The organism is Pseudomonas sp. F8002 (genome assembly GCF_013385495.1).
GTDB lineage: Bacteria > Pseudomonadota > Gammaproteobacteria > Pseudomonadales > Pseudomonadaceae > Aquipseudomonas.
This window is the reverse complement of record NZ_JACAPW010000001.1, coordinates 233,065-250,261: the sequence shown is the minus strand read 5'-3', so window position 1 is coordinate 250,261 and position 17,197 is coordinate 233,065. Positions and strand designations below refer to the sequence as shown.

At 61.3% G+C, this 17,197-nt stretch carries 14 protein-coding genes; 8 read left to right on the top strand and 6 right to left on the bottom strand.

Features of this window, described 5'->3' with window-relative positions; all coding sequences use genetic code 11:
* Positions 1–2: 2 nt before the first annotated feature.
* The 3 genes from HX811_RS01175 to HX811_RS01165 all read left to right on the top strand — a co-directional run bounded on the left by HX811_RS01175 (position 3) and on the right by HX811_RS01165 (position 3,455).
* Positions 3–1,190: an alginate O-acetyltransferase gene (locus HX811_RS01175; protein ID WP_102369877.1), complete on the top strand. Its 1,188-nt coding sequence runs from the start codon at positions 3–5 to the stop codon at positions 1,188–1,190.
* Between the two features lie 16 nt (positions 1,191–1,206).
* Positions 1,207–1,854: an alginate O-acetyltransferase AlgF gene (locus tag HX811_RS01170; RefSeq protein WP_008434181.1), complete on the top strand. Its 648-nt coding sequence runs from the start codon at positions 1,207–1,209 to the stop codon at positions 1,852–1,854.
* Between the two features lie 149 nt (positions 1,855–2,003).
* Positions 2,004–3,455, top strand: coding sequence for a mannose-1-phosphate guanylyltransferase/mannose-6-phosphate isomerase (locus HX811_RS01165; protein ID WP_177044403.1), 1,452 nt, complete (start codon positions 2,004–2,006; stop codon positions 3,453–3,455).
* A 91-nt stretch (positions 3,456–3,546) separates the two neighbouring features.
* Here the strand turns inward: HX811_RS01165 and HX811_RS01160 are convergent, their stop codons facing one another.
* On the bottom strand, positions 3,547–6,921 hold the full coding sequence (locus HX811_RS01160) for a dermonecrotic toxin domain-containing protein (RefSeq protein WP_177044401.1): 3,375 nt from the start codon (positions 6,919–6,921) through the stop codon (positions 3,547–3,549).
* A gap of 226 nt (positions 6,922–7,147) precedes the next feature.
* On the opposite strand from HX811_RS01160, the gene HX811_RS01155 reads away from it, so the two are divergent.
* Complete coding sequence (locus HX811_RS01155; protein WP_177044399.1) at positions 7,148–7,612, top strand: multidrug transporter; 465 nt, start codon at positions 7,148–7,150, stop codon at positions 7,610–7,612.
* Between the two features lie 20 nt (positions 7,613–7,632).
* Positions 7,633–8,445: an SDR family oxidoreductase gene (locus HX811_RS01150; protein WP_134327298.1), complete on the top strand. Its 813-nt coding sequence runs from the start codon at positions 7,633–7,635 to the stop codon at positions 8,443–8,445.
* A 161-nt stretch (positions 8,446–8,606) separates the two neighbouring features.
* Here the strand turns inward: HX811_RS01150 and HX811_RS01145 are convergent, their stop codons facing one another.
* Complete coding sequence (locus HX811_RS01145; RefSeq protein WP_177044397.1) at positions 8,607–9,470, bottom strand: LysR family transcriptional regulator; 864 nt, start codon at positions 9,468–9,470, stop codon at positions 8,607–8,609.
* Between the two features lie 111 nt (positions 9,471–9,581).
* On the opposite strand from HX811_RS01145, the gene HX811_RS01140 reads away from it, so the two are divergent.
* The gene (locus HX811_RS01140) at positions 9,582–10,772 is read left to right on the top strand and encodes an MFS transporter (protein WP_177044395.1); all 1,191 of its coding nucleotides are present in this window, start codon (positions 9,582–9,584) and stop codon (positions 10,770–10,772) included.
* Positions 10,769–11,167, top strand: coding sequence for a hypothetical protein (locus HX811_RS01135; protein WP_008434185.1), 399 nt, complete (start codon positions 10,769–10,771; stop codon positions 11,165–11,167). The genes HX811_RS01140 and HX811_RS01135 overlap by 4 nt, the downstream gene beginning before the upstream one ends.
* Before the next feature lie 102 nt (positions 11,168–11,269).
* Here the strand turns inward: HX811_RS01135 and HX811_RS01130 are convergent, their stop codons facing one another.
* From HX811_RS01130 to HX811_RS01115, 4 genes are read right to left on the bottom strand one after another with little or no spacing between them, the layout of a single operon-like run.
* Entirely contained in the window at positions 11,270–12,130 is an 861-nt protein-coding gene (locus HX811_RS01130) for an HlyD family secretion protein (RefSeq protein ID WP_087692839.1), read from the bottom strand.
* 10 nt (positions 12,131–12,140) lie between these two features.
* Positions 12,141–12,341, bottom strand: coding sequence for a DUF1656 domain-containing protein (locus tag HX811_RS01125; RefSeq protein ID WP_003216262.1), 201 nt, complete (start codon positions 12,339–12,341; stop codon positions 12,141–12,143).
* Positions 12,331–14,514 carry an FUSC family protein gene (locus tag HX811_RS01120; RefSeq protein WP_008434187.1) on the bottom strand — a complete coding sequence of 728 codons (2,184 nt, stop codon included), beginning with the start codon at positions 14,512–14,514 and terminating at the stop codon, positions 12,331–12,333. Before HX811_RS01120 ends, HX811_RS01125 begins: the two co-directional genes overlap by 11 nt.
* Positions 14,515–14,524: 10 nt before the next feature.
* On the bottom strand, positions 14,525–16,036 hold the full coding sequence (locus HX811_RS01115; protein WP_032899258.1) for an efflux transporter outer membrane subunit: 1,512 nt from the start codon (positions 16,034–16,036) through the stop codon (positions 14,525–14,527).
* 182 nt (positions 16,037–16,218) lie between these two features.
* Between HX811_RS01115 and HX811_RS01110 the strand changes: the two genes are divergently transcribed.
* Complete coding sequence (locus HX811_RS01110) at positions 16,219–17,187, top strand: LysR family transcriptional regulator (protein ID WP_003216257.1); 969 nt, start codon at positions 16,219–16,221, stop codon at positions 17,185–17,187.
* Positions 17,188–17,197: the final 10 nt, after the last annotated feature.

The window sequence follows — 17,197 nt, the reverse complement described above, 5'->3', positions numbered from 1 at the left end:
CCATGACCCGTTCATTACGCGTCCTCTACATCGCCTTGTTCCTCGCCGTGCTGCTGGCGTTGGGCGCCTGGTCGATGCGCAGTTTCCTGGGCTTCAGCACCAACGCCGACGCCACCGTGCTCAACGGCCGCTGGACCAAGGCTGTCGAGACCCACTACGACGACCAGTTCCCGATCAAGCGCCTGGGCACCAACCTCTGGGCAGCGCTGGACTACAAGCTGTTCAACGAAGGCCGCCCTGGCGTGGTGATTGGCCGCGACCACTGGTTGTACAGCGACGAGGAATTCAACCCCATCGTCAACGAAGACCAGAACCTGCAAGGCAACTATGCCTTGGTGGAAGGCGTGCGCCAGAAGCTCAAGGCCCAGGGTATCCAACTGGTGATGGCGATCGTGCCGGCCAAGGTGCGGCTGTACCCGGAACACCTGGGTGAAGTGCAGCCGGCGAGCATCCGCGCCGGTCTGTACCAGGACTTCCATGCCCGCATGGCCGCCGACAAGATCGTCGCCCCTGACCTGATGGGCCCGCTGCAACAGGCCAAGCTGCACGGCCAGCAAGTGTTCCTGCGCACCGACACCCACTGGACCCCGGACGGCGCTGAAGTGGCGGCCAAAGAATTGGCCAAGACAATTGCCAACAAAACGCCCCTGAGCGGCGAGCCTCAACGCTTTGTCACCGAAGCCGAGAAGACCGAGCCACACAAGGGCGACCTGCGCCTGTTCCTGCCGCTGGACCCGCTGTTCGAAAACCTGATGCCGCCCAAGGAGCCACTGCAAAAACGCGTGACGCACCTGGCTGAAACCAAAGGCGACGACGCGCTGTTCACCGACAGTGAAACCCCGGTGGCCCTGGTGGGCACCAGCTACAGCGCCAACCCGAACTGGAACTTTGTCGGCGCGCTGAAGCAAGCCCTGGGCAGCGACGTCATCAACTACTCCGAAGACGGCCACGGCCCGATCCTGCCGATGCTCAGCTACCTGAAAAGCGACGACTTCAAGAACAGCCCGCCACAGGTGCTGATCTGGGAGTTTCCCGAGCGTTATCTGCCTGTGAACAACGAAATCGGCGATGCCGACCCGCAGTGGGTTGCGCAGCTCAAACAAGCCGGTATGCGCCAACAGAACATGGCTATCAACACCCCCACCGTTAAAAACATGAACTCCGAGACGCCCGACCGGGCGCAAAACTGAAAGAGAGGTAACTCACATGACTTTCACTACTAACCTCGCAAAAACTTTTGCCCTCGTCGCCGGCATGAGCGTTGTTTCGATGTCCGCCTTCGCCGGTGGCGACGCCGCCCTCTACGGTCCCGTCGCGCCAAAAGGCTCGAGCTTTGTGCGGGTGTACAACGCCAGCAACCAGGAAGTCAGCGCCACCGTCGGCAGCACCAACCTCAACGAGGTTGCACCGCTGGCCAGCAGTGACTTCAGCTTCATGCCGGGCGGTGACTACAGCGCCAAGGTCGGCAGCCAGACCCTGCCGGTCAAGCTCGCCGCCGACCACTACTACACCCTGGTCAGCAGCGGCAGCGGCCAACCGCAACTGATCGAAGAACCGCCGTTCAAGAACAAGCAGAAATCCCTGGTGCGCGTGCAGAACCTCAGTGACAAGTCGCTGACCCTGAAAACCGCCGATGGCAAGACCGACGTGGTCCAGGCCGTGGCCGCCAAGGGCCGTGGCGAGCGCGAGATCAACCCGGTGAAGGTCAGCCTGGCGCTGTATGAAGGCGATAAAAAAGTCGGCGACGTGAAGCCGGTAGCTCTGGAACGCGGTGAGGCCGCAGTGCTGTACGTCACCGGCACCGGCGCCAACCTGTCGCCAGTGTGGGTGAAACGCCCTGTGTCGACCCGCTGATTAGATTTTCAGATTGACGCTGCCCCCTGTGGGAGCTGGCTTGCCTGCGATGCGAACAACTCGGTGTATCAGGTACACCGAGGTGATGCCATCGCGGGCAAGCCCGGCTCCCACAGGCTCTAACCAAATTTGATTCAAGGAGAAACACCATGATCCCAGTAATCCTTTCCGGTGGTAGCGGCTCACGTCTTTGGCCGCTTTCGCGTAAACAGTTTCCCAAGCAGTTCCTGGCCCTGACCGGCGAGCACACCTTGTTCCAGCAAACCCTGGAGCGCCTGGTGTTCGACGGCATGGACGCGCCCATCGTGGTGTGCAACAAGGACCACCGCTTTATCGTCAACGAGCAACTGGCTGCCCGCAAACTGGAAACCCAGCGCATCCTGATGGAGCCGTTCGGCCGCAATACCGCGCCGGCCGTGGCCCTGACGGCGATGATGCTGGTCAACGAAGGCCGCGACGAGCTGATGCTGGTGCTGCCCGCCGACCATGTGCTGGATGACCAGAAAGCCCTGCAACGCGCCCTGGCCCTGGCCACTGTGGCGGCTGAGCGTGGCGAAATGGTGCTGTTCGGCGTACCGGCCACCCGTCCGGAAACCGGCTATGGCTACATCAAGTCGACCAACGATTCGCTGCTGCCCGAGGGCGTCAGCCGCGTGCAGCAGTTCGTGGAAAAACCGGATGAAAAACGTGCCACCGAGTTCGTCAAGAGCGGTGGTTATTTCTGGAACAGCGGCATGTTCCTGTTCCGGGCCAGCCGCTTCCTCGAAGAGCTGAAAAAACACGACCCGGACATCTACGACACCTGCCTGCTGACTCTGGAACGCAGCAACCATACCGCCGACACCATCGACATCGACGAAGCCACTTTCGCCTGCTGCCCGGACAATTCCATCGACTACGCCGTGATGGAAAAAACCCAACTGGCCTGCGTGGTGCCATTGACCGCCGGCTGGAGCGATGTGGGTTGCTGGGCGTCGCTGTGGGACGTGAATGAAAAAGATGCCAACGGCAACGTCAGCAAAGGCGACGTGGTGATCCAGGACAGCAAGAACTGCATGATCCACGGCAATGGCAAGCTGGTGTCGGTGATCGGCCTGGAAAACATCGTGGTGGTGGAAACCAAGGACGCGATGATGATTGCCCACAAGGACAAGGTCCAGGGCGTCAAGCAGATGGTCAACACCCTCAACGAGCAGGGCCGCAGCGAAACCCAGAACCACTGCGAGGTGTACCGTCCATGGGGCTCGTACGACTCGGTGGATATGGGCGGGCGCTTCCAGGTCAAGCACATCTCGGTGAAACCGGGCGCGTGCCTGTCGTTGCAGATGCACCACCACCGCGCCGAACACTGGATCGTGGTCAGCGGCACCGCCGAAGTCACCTGTGACGAGAACGTGTTCCTGCTCACCGAAAACCAGTCCACCTACATCCCGATTGCCTCGGTGCACCGTTTGCGTAACCCGGGCAAGATTCCATTGGAGATTATCGAGGTGCAGTCCGGCAGCTACCTGGGTGAAGACGATATCGAGCGCTTTGAAGATATCTACGGTCGATCCACGCCAATCGAGCGTGGTGTGTCGGTGAAAACCATCGCGCAGTAACATCGCGGAAAAACAAGCGCCCGTCACTGACTGCGTCCCCTATCCGCAGTGAGTGACGGGCGGTCTTGTCTTTGTACAATCAGCCTTGACGTTATGTAAACGGGCCCTTCTTAATGATCCGATCCACCGGGTTTCCATCACCATCCCGATACTTCAAGGGAATGGAAAACTTCGTATCCACATAAAAAATATGTGGATTTTCAGTCGGCATTATCGTCAAGCCCGACGTGTTGATCTCATAGAATTGCGTCATTTTATCCTTCGTATTCCCACCGGAGCGCCGACCGAAAATCGTCCTGGATAAATCATCCTGGGTCATGTCCTCAGGCCCCAGGTCCGTAAAGTAATGCCGTCCCTGACCACGGGGTAAATCTGCTCCTTTCAGGTCCTTGGAGGAAGACTGCAGATGCCAGTCGCTATTGATGGATGCGGACGCCTTGTTTCCCGTGTAGTGGTAATAAACATTCTCGCCTTTGACGGGGGCTTCCAGCCCGGCTTTTTCACCTGGAAAGGCTTCGGGCGTTCTCGGTCTTTTGGTGGCGCCGGAAGGCCCGGGTTGTATATCCAGGGTGCCTGGGCGTTTGACGCCCTGACCAGCGTCTCCCCTCGCGCCACCCAACATCTTGTTCTGTCGCCATTCGCCACCACCCGCAGACTGCAGGAACGCCACGGTTTTTTTGGTTTGCGGATCGATGACCCGGACATATCCGCCCTCGACGTTGTAAATCGGGCTGATTTCATACGGCTTGTTGACGCCGGTACCATCGGTGTACCGCACATAGAACTGATCGCCCACCTGATAAGTGCCGTCGCCCCTGATCGGACGACCGGCAAGCAGGCTTTCAGGTACGGAGTGGGCGCTGATATCGGGCACCAAGCGCGGTGCAGGCGCCCCGGCGGCCATCGTGGTGTTTGCCAGTGGCTCAATGACCCTGCTGGGCGGCAAGGCTTTCAGAACCGGCCGCATGATTGGACTGGCGGTCTGACCCGCCGTCGCCCCGCCACCGCCGTAACGAGCGTAGATCATGGCAAGGCGGTTGGGCTTGTTGAGCACGCTTACGATGGATTGGCCTGGCGACCTGATAACCCTTAGCCCGGCTTTTGTGATCCGCGCAGCAGTCGAAATGCCCTTTCCGATAACGGGAAGGAGGTCCATGAACATGCTGGCGATTTCGATGCCGAACATCGTCTTATTGTAGGCCGACTCTTTAGCCACCTCGGCAGAGCTGACAGTACTGACATCCGCGTTATCGATCAGTACTTCGGTCAACTGTTTGTACAGAGTGTCCTGAAAGTTGCCCTGGATAGGCTTGAGGTAAGCATCGCTTGTAAGCTCGTTGAACCTTCCAATACGGCTCAGGTTCTTGACGATGTTGCCGTCTTTATAATCCTGGATGACGGCGCCCAAACTGTCGGGATTGAGTGGCGACGCTTTGCTTTTAGCGTAGGCGCGCCATTGCGGCTGTTTAAAAAGCGCCTCCAGGGCCGCCTGGTCGGCGACTTGCCGAAAGGACATACCATCAGGCGCATCCGGGCTATACAGCACCAGCGGCCCGTCCCCGCCGTTGCCAATGACGACTACGCCCTGAAGTGCCTGGCCAAGATGACTGACCGTGTTGGCGATGATGGTTTTTCCATCTACCTGGGGCCGAGTGGCGGGGTCTGGGAAATCCAGCAGGGTCTGCACCCACTCGGGTGCCGGGGATCCTGGCGGATAAGCCTGCGGGTTCATTTCCCCCAGGAAAGCCTGTTTCTTCATGACATCGGACAGGTTGGCTTTCCACGCAGTGCGAAGCTCCCCCGGCTCTCCCGTCACGGCGTCCGGCGTCATACGCGTCTTGAGCAACTGGACGTAATGACCACCCACGTCCAGTTTATTAACCAGCGCCTTGAGTTCATTCGTTCCCAGGACCACAGGCTGACCATCGGCTCCGAGTAACGGTTTGCCTGATGAGTCCTTCAGTTGTGCGGAGAATGTCACGGAACTGTACTGATGACTTTCTGCCGCAGGCCACGCCGTGGGGTTTTTCAGGGCAAGGTCAGTCAGTGAACTTCGTGTTCTGCTGACATTGCGTGGAACGTAGGCTCCGGGCCGACCGGTATGGACCCTGGATTGCGTTGTAGTGGTAACCACGATCGTGTCTGGATCGACATTCGCCGTCGGGTATTTTTTCTTGAGTTCATCACTCAGTTGCTGATTGGCAAACCTCGGCAGCGAGGGGATTTTTTCCAGCAATGGCACCAGGGTCTGCAGGGATTTTTGCTCGCTTGCGTCCAGAAACTGATAGTGCCCTTCGTTCATGGGCGACAGTTTTTTCAACCATTGCGGCTCTTGTTTATCTTCAAGCTTTTCACCCCGCGCCAGCATCGCGTTGCTACCGTCCAACTGAGAGGACCAGTTGGCAGCATTGTTCATGGCTCGCTCGATTTGCGCATTGTTCAAGTCGCTGGTGTCTGAATGAGTCAAAGCCACCAGTTCGTCTTTTTGCCGCGCCAAAAGCTGAGGGATTGCTTCTGCTACAACATCTCCGTTGGTGGGAGCGAAACTGAGTGTCAGGTCTTCCCCGCGCAACGGCTTACGGAGGTTTTCCGCCGACAAGGGCAAACTTTCAGACAGCAGCGCTGCGGGAACGCCCCCTTTATCAATGCGGTGCATCAGCGTCGCCTGCAATTGAGCAGGCGTCGAAAATTCCTCAAACCCTTCGCCAGGGGTATAGAGCACCACGGGGCCATTACCGTTGTCGGCCATGATATTTTTGTTGCCATTGGGCCAGTGAGGGCTCGTTGCCCGGGAGCCATCGGTGGCGGTGATCATGAAGGAACCCGCCAGGCGCGCGCCGTTTGGCGTGTTGTCATCAACCGTGATCGGATATACACCGGGTCGAGAACCATCGGGAAATGCACTCTCCCGAGCCGCCAGAGTGGGATAGCGGAACGCCTTATCGATCAGCGCCTTACTCACAGAGCTTAGCGTACCGTCCGCGAGGCGCAGGGCCGCCTGGTTGGAGAGCATTTGCCGGTGCAGGTTGATCAGTTCATCTTGTGGGGTCTCAGGATTTTCTTCGGACTGTTTGGGGGTCGTCCAAAACCGGCTGACAGCATTGGCAAACAGGGAGCCAATTTCGCCCACCGCCCCCGGAGTGCTGGCAACGTACTCCTGATACGCCTTCACAAACATCTCATAGGTGGGCTGCTGGCTGAGCAACCGGTTGATTTTATCGTTGAGTGCTTCGTGCTGACGGAAAAACCCTTTCTGGGCAGAAGCGGGATTACCAGAATCATACGCGTTGAGGGTGGCCGGATGAATGCTCCGAACGGCCGGGACAACAGGTGTGCCAGTGATGGGCTGGTCAGAATACGGCGCAGGATTCACTGAGGCAGGCGCCTGGTTTTTTTGGGACTCTTCCGGGGCAGGAGACGGTTGAGGGAGATCAGGGTGATAGTGGGTGTGGCGTTTGACGATCATTAAAAATTAACCCTTCGCGTAAAGGGAGCCAGTCCATTGTTACTCCTGAAAAAGTGATATCGATCCGATGACAAATCAATCAGTGGCGTAAGACAGACGCGACGTTCCAGTGGGAAAATTCGAATATATATCTGCATGTAAGCTGGACTTGCCCGTTTGACGATCAAATTGGTTTCCTACCTGGGGTCAGCTACGATGGTTTCTCACCGCAAGCGAGGTACTTATCGTGTTCATCGGCGTTCTGCTGGTCATTACCTGGCTGATCCTGCTCCTGCGCTACCCGGCCAAAGCGCTGCCGGTGTCTTTGGCCGCAGCGGCCGGCCTGGGATTAGTGGCGGTAGGGGTGGTGTGGCTGGACAACCGCGAGGCCCAGCAATTGGCACGCCTGGAACTGCGTACCGTCTACGCGCCGAAAGAATGCCCGGCAGACCGCCCGCTCAAGCTCACCTTGAACAACGGCAACAACGTACCGCTGACCGAACTGCGTTGGCGCATCGCCGCGTATGCGCCGGGCGATACGGTCAACCTGGCAGACAACGTGTACGCTGCCCCGCGCTATCGCGGCCCCGGCGAACTGCAGGCCGGCGCCACCTGGGAAGACTGCCTGCCAGTGCCGCCGCTGCGCCCCGGCTACCGCCCGCAAACCCTGGAATTTCGTGCCGAGCATTTGCAAGGCAGCTTCTCTGACTGATAACGACAAAGGACTGATCCATGCCCAACGTACTGATCACCGGGTGCTCCAGTGGCATTGGCCGTGCCCTGGCGGACGCCTTCAAGCAAGCCGGCTTTGACGTGTGGGCCAGCGCCCGGCGCAGCGAGGATGTGGCGGCACTCGCCAGCGCCGGCTTTAACGCGGTGCAACTGGACGTCAACGACAGCGCTGCACTGGCGCAGTTGGCCGGGCAGGTCGGCGAGCTGGACGTGCTGATCAACAACGCCGGCTATGGCGCCATGGGCCCGTTGCTCGACGGCGGCACCCAGGCGATGCAGCAGCAATTCGAGACCAACGTATTCTCAGTGGTGGGCGTGACTCAGGCGCTGTTCCCGGCCCTGCGTCGCCGTAAAGGGTTGGTGGTGAATATCGGCAGCGTGTCCGGCGTGTTGGTCACACCGTTCGCCGGTGCGTATTGCGCCTCGAAAGCCGCAGTGCATGCCTTGAGTGATGCGTTGCGCATGGAGCTCGCACCGTTTGGCGTGCGGGTGATGGAAGTGCAGCCAGGCGCCATCGATACAAGTTTTGCAAAAAACGCCGGCACCCAGGCGGAACTGTTGATCAATGAAAAGTCGCCCTGGTGGCCACTGCGCGAAAGCATCCGCGCCCGGGCCAAGGCCTCCCAGGATCGGCCTACGCCCGCCAGCCAGTTTGCGGCAGACGTGCTCAAGGCCGTGCAACAGACCACGCCGCCGCGCCTGTTGCGCTCGGGTAATGGTTGCCGGGCACTGCCGTGGATGGCGGCGCTGTTGCCCAAGGGCTTGCTGGAGACCGTATTGAAAAAGCGCTTTGGCCTGAGCGGCCAGCTCTAAGAGCCCCCGCCTCCCCGTGGCGAGGGAGCTTGCTCCCGCTGGGCTGCGCAGCAGCCCCAAAACCACCCATCCAAGTTTCCTGAAAGAATGCGCTGACCTTTTCAGGGGTGCTTCGCCCCCCAGCGGGAGCAAGCTCCCTCGCCACACGGTTTCTCGGCTGATCAGCCTTTCATGAAATCAATGAAGGCCCGCACTTTCAGGGGCAAATGCCGGGTATCCGGGTACAACGCGTACACCCCCTGCGGCGCAAATCGATACCCCGGCAGCAACCGCACCAAACGCCCCGCATCCAGGTCTTCCTGCACCAGCCACTGGGGCAGGATCGCCACGCCATGCCCGCGCACCGCAAACGCCTGGAGAATCGCGGCACTGTCGGCAACCAGTGAAGCCTTGCCGGGGCCTGGACGGTACAGGTGCTCATGGCCGGCCGGGTCGACCACCGTCAACTCCGTCAGCCGCCCGTGCCCCAGCTTGGGCAGTTGCTCCAGTTCTTCCAGCGTGGCGACCCCGGCAAACCCCGGTGCAGCCACGGCGAGGATTTCGTAGCTCGACAGCTGCACCGCCCGATGATTGGAGTCGAGCATCCGCCCCAATCGAATAGCCACATCGAAGCGCTCGGAGATCAGGTCGGCGTGGCTGGAGGAGGTGGATAACTGGATGTTCAATTCCGGGTGCAGGCCGCGAAAGGTTTCCACTGCCGGCACCACCACCGCCAATCCGTATTCGACGGTGGTGGTGATCCGCAATGTGCCCTTGAGCTGGCTGTGCTCCGAACGGGCCTCTTCCACCGCCAGGCGCGCTTCTTCCAGCATGCGCGTGCAGCGCAGGTAAAAGCGTTCGCCCGCATCGGTCAGTGCCAGTTGCCGAGTACTGCGGGTCAGCAGGGTCACGCCCAGCTCGGCTTCCAGGCGCTTGAGGTTGAAGCTCACCACCGCTCGCGTCTGCCCGAGGACATCAGCGGCTGCCGTCAACGATCCGGCCTCGACCACGGCCTTGAAGGTGTCGAAACGATCCAGGCTGACCATATGCCACGCGCTCCTTTGTCAAAATATTTTTGACAAACTAACAGTCAAACCGCTGTTTCCCAAGTGCCCGCACCCGCCTACCCTGCCGCCATCCACAGCAGGAACTGCGCAATGACCTACCGCTCGAAAGTCACCTGGATCTTTCTAATGGGCTTCGCCCTCGACCTGGTGAACATGTTTGTCGCCACCATCGCTTACCCGGACATCGCCCGCGAGTTGCACGCCTCGGTCACGCAACTGGCATGGATCGGCAACGCCTACATGCTCGGCCTGACCGTCGTCATTCCCCTGAGCGTTTGGCTGGCGGCGCTGCTGGGTGAGCGCCGGTTGATTGCCGTCAGCCTGTTGCTGTTCGGCGTAGCCTCGGTGCTGGTGGGCCAGGCCGCCTCGATTGAAGCACTGATCGGCTGGCGCCTGTTGCAGGGCTTGGGTGGCGGCTTGTTGATTCCGGTGGGGCAAGCCTTGGCCTATCGGCATTTTCCGCCGGCAGAACGCAGCCAACTGACAGCCAGGGTCATGCTGGTGGCGCTGCTGATTCCGGCGTTGTCGCCAGCATTGGGCGGCCTGGTGGTGGACAGCGTGTCGTGGCGCTGGATCTTTTTCGCCAACCTGCCGCTGGCGCTGATCACCGTGATGCTGACCTTGCGCTGGCTGGTGGCAGACACGCCCGCGTCCACACGCCCGGCGCTGGAGCTCGGTCACGTATTGGGCCAGGCTCGCCGCCCGATGCTGCGGGTCGCGATGCTGGTTTACCTGTTCATCCCGGGGGTGTTTATCGGCACCAGCCTGGTGGCGATTCTTTATCTGCACGGCCTCGGCTTTACCGCCAGCCACATCGGCGCGCTGATGCTGCCGTGGGCGCTGGCCTCGGGGCTGGCGATTGCCTTGAGCAAAAAACTGTTCAATCGCTGCGGGCCGAGGCCGCTGCTGCTGGCGGGCATGCTGCTGCAAGCCCTCGGCATCCTGTTGCTGATCGAGCCGCACCCGGTTGTCGTGGTGCTCGCCTACCTCCTGATGGGCCTGGGCGGCAGCCTGTGCAGCAGCACCGCGCAAACCCTGGCCTTTCTCGACATTCCGGCCGAGCGCATGGGGCATGCCAGCGCCTTGTGGAACATCAATCGGCAATTGAGTTTTTGCCTCGGTGCCGCCGTGCTCAGTGGGGTGCTGGCTGCGCTGGACTCGTTCACCGTCACCTTCGCGATTGCCGCAGCGTTGACCCTGTTTCCGTTATTTGCCGTACTGTGCCTGGATGCGTCCAAGGTACGGACACTGCTTCACCCTGCCAGCGAGCCCACACGATGATTGACTACCGCGATTTTTTTGATGAAGTGATCCAGGCCCATGTCGAAATCGAACAATGGTTTGCCGGCACAGCCCCCGAGGGAACACTGGAGGTTTTGCTGAGGCGTTTTTCGCCGGACTTTTCCATGATCACCCCGGCGGGCAAACAACTGGATTTTGCACTGCTCAACCAGCTGTTCAGCCAGGCTGGCGGCAAGCGGCCCGGGTTCAGGATCAGCCTCAGCGAGTTTGCCGGGATTGACCGACATGCCCGTGGCGCAACGGTAAGTTATCGCGAACAGCAGGTGGATGGCAGCGGTGCCCAAACCGATCGGCGATCGACCGTGGTGTTTGAAAAACAGGCCAGTGGCGCCCTGCTGTGGCGCCACTTGCACGAGACGTTTCTACAGGCCTGACACGGTCAAAATGTGGGAGCGGGCTTGCTCGCGAATGCGGTGGATCAGTCGATATTTTCGTTGACTGACACACTGCCTTCGCGAGCAAGCCCGCTCCCACATTCAGTTCTGTGTTTGGTTGACGATCACGGTGCAGGTGATCCCCGCCGCCAACAGCACACCTTCCGGCACTTCATCGATATGAATCCGCACCGGCACCCGCTGAGCCAGGCGCACCCAGTTGAACGTCGGGTTCACATCGGCGATCAACTCGCGGCTCTCCGGGTTGTCCCGGTCGTAGATGCCGCGCGAAATGCTTTCCACGTGCCCCTTGAGGGTTTCGCCGCTCATCAACTGCATGTCGGCCTTGTCCCCGACTTTGACGTGGGGCAGCTTGGTTTCTTCGAAGAAGCCGTACACCCAGAACGAGTTCATATCCACCACCGCCATCTTCGCCTCGCCAATACGCGCGTAGTCGCCACGGTGCACGTTGAGGTTGGTGACGTAGCCGTCCACCGCCGCCACCACCTGGGTGCGCTTGAGGTTCAGTTGCGCCGCTTCAAGCTGGGCCAGGGCATGTTGGTAGTCGGCCAGGGCCGAGTCGGCGATGTTACTGGCGTCGTCGCGGTTTTCCTTGGAGATCACCAGGGCGTCGAGGTCGGCGCGGCGGTGGGCGTTGACCTTGCGCATCTCCCAGGTGGCCTTGCGGGAAGCCACCAGGGATTGCGCCTGCTTGACCGCAATCTGGTAATGCTCGGGGTCGATCTGCATCAGCAGGTCGCCCTTTTTCACCAACTGGTTGTCACGCACCGGAACGTTGACCACTTCGCCGGTGACGTCGGCAGCGACGTTGATGATGTCGGCGCGCACCCGGCCATCGCGGGTCCAGGGAGTTTCCATGTAGTGCACCCACAACGTGCGGCCAATCCAGATCGCCAGGGCCAGTACCAGCAAGGTCGCGAGCAGGCTGAAAAACTTTTTCATCGGGGCATTCTCAACGGTAGACGGTCAGCGCCAGGGCGCCGAACAAGCAAGCGAACAGGCTCAGGCGCAGCAGCGCCGGGTGCCAGAAAAAACGGTACAGGTCAAAGCCGGCCAGAAACCGGTCAAGGGCCCAGGCCAGGCCCGCCGCGATCAGAAACATCAGGGTCATGGTGGGCATGTAGACGCCGTGGAAGGCGATTTCACGAGGCATGGGCGGGTCCTTCGGGCTTGAGGGCAGCCAGGGGTGATTGCGGGTCCAGCAATGAGGTGCGGATAAAGTGCAGGTAGCTTTTCACCCGGCGCAGGGCCGAGGTGTCGAAGTGCGGGGCGAAGGGTTCGTCGGTGGCCTGCACGCGGCTGATGGCGTGGTCCACGGCGATCAGGCTGCGCTCCAGGTTGCTGGCGCTGGGTTGCAGGAACAGCCGCACCAACGAGCGGCCCATCACCCGGATCGCCTGGCGCCACGGCTGGGATTCGGCATACGCCGGGTGCACCGGCAGGATCGCCTGTTCCTTGCGCAACTCGATGATCGCGTGGCCGACTTCCAGCACCACGAACATCCAGCGCAGCAGGTTGCGTTGCACCTGGGGTTGCCCGGCGGCAAAGCCGTAGGCCTGGTGCAGCAGGTCGCGGGTGCGGCTTTCGAAACCCGACGCCAGGCCCTTGAGTTTGCCGCTGATGGCGAACACCACTTGCTCGCGCAAGTCCTGCTCCAGCCGACGCCACAACCAGCGACTGTTGGGCGGCAGGATGATCGCGCCCGCCGCCGCACACACCAGCATGCCGATGACCATGGCGATGTAGTCGTTGATGAAGGTGTAGGGGTTGTAGATCGTGAGGTTGTCCGGCACCGAGCCGGTGCTGAAGAAGATCAGCAACCCGACGCCGACTCCCGCGTACTGCGGGCGCGAAGCCAGGAACGAACCGAAGATGATCACCGGCGCGAGCATCACGCACAGCAACGGGAAACCGTCGATCCAGGGGAACACGAAGAACATTTCGACAAAGCCCACCAGCGCCCCGATCAAGGTGCCGCAAGCCATTTGAAAGGCCATGCGCTTGGGGTTGGGGGTGGCGGCCGACAAACCCACCGTCGCCGCGGCGATCAGGGTCATGGTCGCGCCACTGGGCCAGGCCGTAGCCACCCAGTAACTGCCGAGCACGATCAGGATAAACGAGGCGCGAATCCCCGAGGCGGCGCAGGCCAGCCAGTTGGTTTTGGGGGTGTAGGGTTCGTCCCAGTGTTCGCGCTCGTGGCTGTGATCCGCCAGGGAGGCGTGGGTCTGGGCGTAGTTGTGCAAGTCGTCGACGAAGCGGTACAGCAGCTCATAGGCGGTGTGAAAGTCCAACAGTTCGGCGTCGCTGGGGGCGCTTTCCTGGAAGCGGGTGCGCAGGCTGCGCACCTTGGCGGGCAGGCCTTCCTTGTAGGCGTTCAACTGATTGGCCAGGCGCGCCGCATCGGGGCTGGTGAGCGCACGGCCGGAAAAACCGTCGAGCAGTTCCGCCAGGTCTTGCAGGCCCGGCTTGATCGCAGCCACCACGTGATCGGCCTCCTGGCTGCGCAGGCGCTCAAGCAATTGGTGCAAGGCGTTGAAGCGCGTGGTGATGCCCATGAACTCGCTGTTCAAGCGCGTCAGCCGGCCATTGCGCCGACGCATGTGCGGGTCTTCGAACACGGTGATGCTGCGCAGCCCTTCCAGGCCCACGGCTTCGGCGATAAAGCGCACGTTGCTGCGCTCAAACCCTTCACGCTCACTGCGACCGCGCAGGCCATCGGTGACGAACAGCGCGAACACACCGAAGCGCTGGTACAGGGCGTTGCGCATCGCAGCGCTGGAGGTTTGCGGCAGGATCGCGGCGCTGACCAGCGTGGAGCAGACAATCCCCAACGAGATTTCCAGGACTCGCCACACCGCCGCCATAAACGCGCCGTCGGGATGGGCCAGGGCCGGCAAGCCGACCATCGCCGCGGTGTAGCCGGCCAGCACAAAACCGTAGGCGCGAAAGTTGCGATTGCGGGTCGCGCCAGCAGTGCAGATGCCGACCCAGATCGCCAGCGAACCGAGGAACAGTTCAGTGTTCTGCGCAAACAACGCGATCAGGAACACCATCACCGCCGAGCCCGCCAGGGTGCCCAGGAAGCGGTAGAAACTCTTGGCGAACACCTGGCCGCTTTGCGGTTGCATCACGATAAACACCGTGATCATCGCGGTACGCGGTTGCGGCAATTCCAGGCGCATGGCCAGCCACAACGTCAGGAAGGCCGCGATCAGCACCTTGAAGATATAGACCCAGGTCACGCCATCACTGCGTGCCCAATCGAAGAAACCACGGCGCCACTCAAGCGAGTGCAACCAGCGCAGCGGTGCAGGCAAGGGAGTCATTGCATCCTACTCAGTGATCAAACACGGCGAGGGCCGCCGGGGTCTTGCTCGGTAAGGTCTGGCTGTCCTGAGGCACGTCGCTGCCGGCGCCGAGGCCACCGCCCAATGCGGTCACCAGTTCGGCGTGGGCACTCAGGCGCGCGGCCTGGACCTGCTGCTGCACCTGCTGTTGGCGGAACAACAGGCTCTGGGCATTCAGCACGTTGAGGTAGTCGGTGAGGCCGCGCTGGTAGGCGATCATCGCGATGTCATAGGTTTTCTGCGCCGAGGCCACGGATTCGGCGGCAAAGGCCTGCTGCTTGTCCATCGACTCGCGGCGGATCAACTGGTCGCTGATACCCTTGAGCGCGTTGACCAGGGTCTGGTTGTAGTGCGCGACGGCGATGTCGTAGCCGGCGCTGGCTTCACCCAGTTGCGAGCGCAGGCGGCCACCGTCGAAGATCGGCAGGCTGATGGCCGGGCCGGCGGTGTAGTTGAGTTTCTTGCCGGTCAGGAAACTCAGCATTCCGCCGCCGGTGGCGACGTAGCCGAGGCTGCCCACCAGGTCGACGTTGGGGTAGAAACCGGCGTGGGCCACATCAATGCCACGGGCCTGGGCCGCCACTTGCCAGCGGCTGGCGACCACGTCCGGGCGCTGGCCGAGCAGTTCGGCGGGCAAGCTCGACGGCAGTTTCAGCGGCGCGGCCAGGGACAAGGTGGGCCGCTGCAACTGCGCGCCCGCCCCCGGCCCTTTGCCCGCCAGCGCGGCCAACTGGTTGCGACTCAGGGCGATCTGTTCATCCAGGGCGTCCAGCTGGCGATGGGTTTCCGGCAGGGGCGTCTCGGCCTGGCTGACTTCGAAGTGGGTGCCGATCCCACCATTCAAACGCTTTTGCGCAAGGTCGAGAATCTGTTGTTGCTGGGCCAGGGTGGCGGCCACGATATCGCGCTGGGCGAAGTGCAACGACAGCTGGATATAGGCGCGCACCACGTTGTTCTGCAATTCGAGCTGCGCCTGGCGCGCTTCGGCGGCGCTCATGTGGGCCATGTCCACGGCGCGCTCGGTGGCGTTGCTTTCGCGGCCCCAGAGGTCGAGGGCATAGCTCAAGCCCAGGGACGCGTTGTTGTCCCAGGTGGTGGAATTGTCCAGCGCGCCCGGGCCGTAGAATTGGTCGCTGGGCCAGTTATGGCGCTTGAGCGTGGCGTCACCATTGATCTGCAACGACTCGGCCGACTCGGCGATCCCGGCCATGGCCCGGGCTTCACGCACACGTGCAGCGGCCATGGCCATGCTCGGGCTGCCTTGCACGGCGAGGTCGATCCAGTGGTTGAGTTGCGGGTCGCCGTAGGCTTGCCACCATTGCGCGGTGGGCCAGTGGGCGTCCTGGGCGGCGCTTTTGATCGCCTCGTCGGTGGCCAATGAATTGGCGACGAGTGACTGGCCTTGAGGGGCAATTCCTCCGGTTCCGATGCAGCCGCTGATTGCTAACGATAAGGCCCAAACACTGAGAGTCTTCAGCTCTCTGCTGATGCGACGCGGCACTGCTGCGAATTCCTGAGAGGGTGTTGCGGGGAAGGTGGCGCAATTCTAAGGGGCGGGCCGGATGGCGATAAGGTGGGATTCTTGTGAATCTTTGTTACCGTTCAGGCGATAATCCGTTCGTAGGGATCACTGGATCCTGCAACTTCGTGTCACAATTTGCCATCTCCCCTGAGAGCACCTTAATGGACACCTTGCAAAACATGCGCGCCTTCAGTTGTGTGGCCGAAGCCGGCAGCTTCACCGCCGCCGCCGTGCAGCTGGATACCACCACTGCCAACGTCTCGCGCGCGGTCTCCAACCTTGAGGCCCATCTGCAAACCCGTTTGCTCAACCGCACCACCCGCCGCATCGCCTTGACCGAGGCCGGCAAGCGCTATTTGCTGCGTTGCGAGCAGATCCTGGCGTATGTCGAGGAAGCCGAGGCCGAAGCCAGCGACGCCCACGCCCGCCCCGCCGGGCAGCTGAAAGTGCACACCATGACCGGCATCGGCCAGCACTTCGTGATCGATGCGATTGCCCGCTACCGCCGCACCCACCCGGACGTGACCTTTGACCTGACCATGGCCAACCGCGTGCCGGACCTGCTGGATGAGGGTTACGACGTGTCCATCGTGCTCGCCAGCGAGCTGCCGGATTCGGGGTTTGTCTCGCAGCGCCTGGGGATAACTTACAGCATCGCCTGTGCCTCGCCGGCCTACGTCAAGGCCAATGGCTGCGCGCAACGGCCCAGCGACCTGCTCAACCACGCGTGCCTGCGCCTGGTCAGCCCGGTCATTCAGCTGGATAAATGGTCGTTCAATGGCCCGGAAGGCCAGGAAAGTGTGGCGATCAACAGCTCACCGTTCCTGGTGAATTCGGCGGATGCGATGAAGACCGCGATCACCAGCGGCATGGGCGTTGGCCTGTTGCCGGTGTATGCGGCGATTGAAGGGCTGCGCAACGGCACCCTGGTGCGGGTGATGCCCAACTACCGCTCCCAGGAGCTCAACCTGTACGCCATCTACCCGTCGCGCCAATACCTGGATGCGAAGATCAAGACGTGGGTGGAATACCTGCGCAGCTCCCTGCCGGAAATCATGGCCGCGCATCAGGCGGAACTGGCGGCCTATGAGCTAAGTGGCAGTTTGGGCGGGGTACGACTGAGTAACTGAGGGGGGCAGC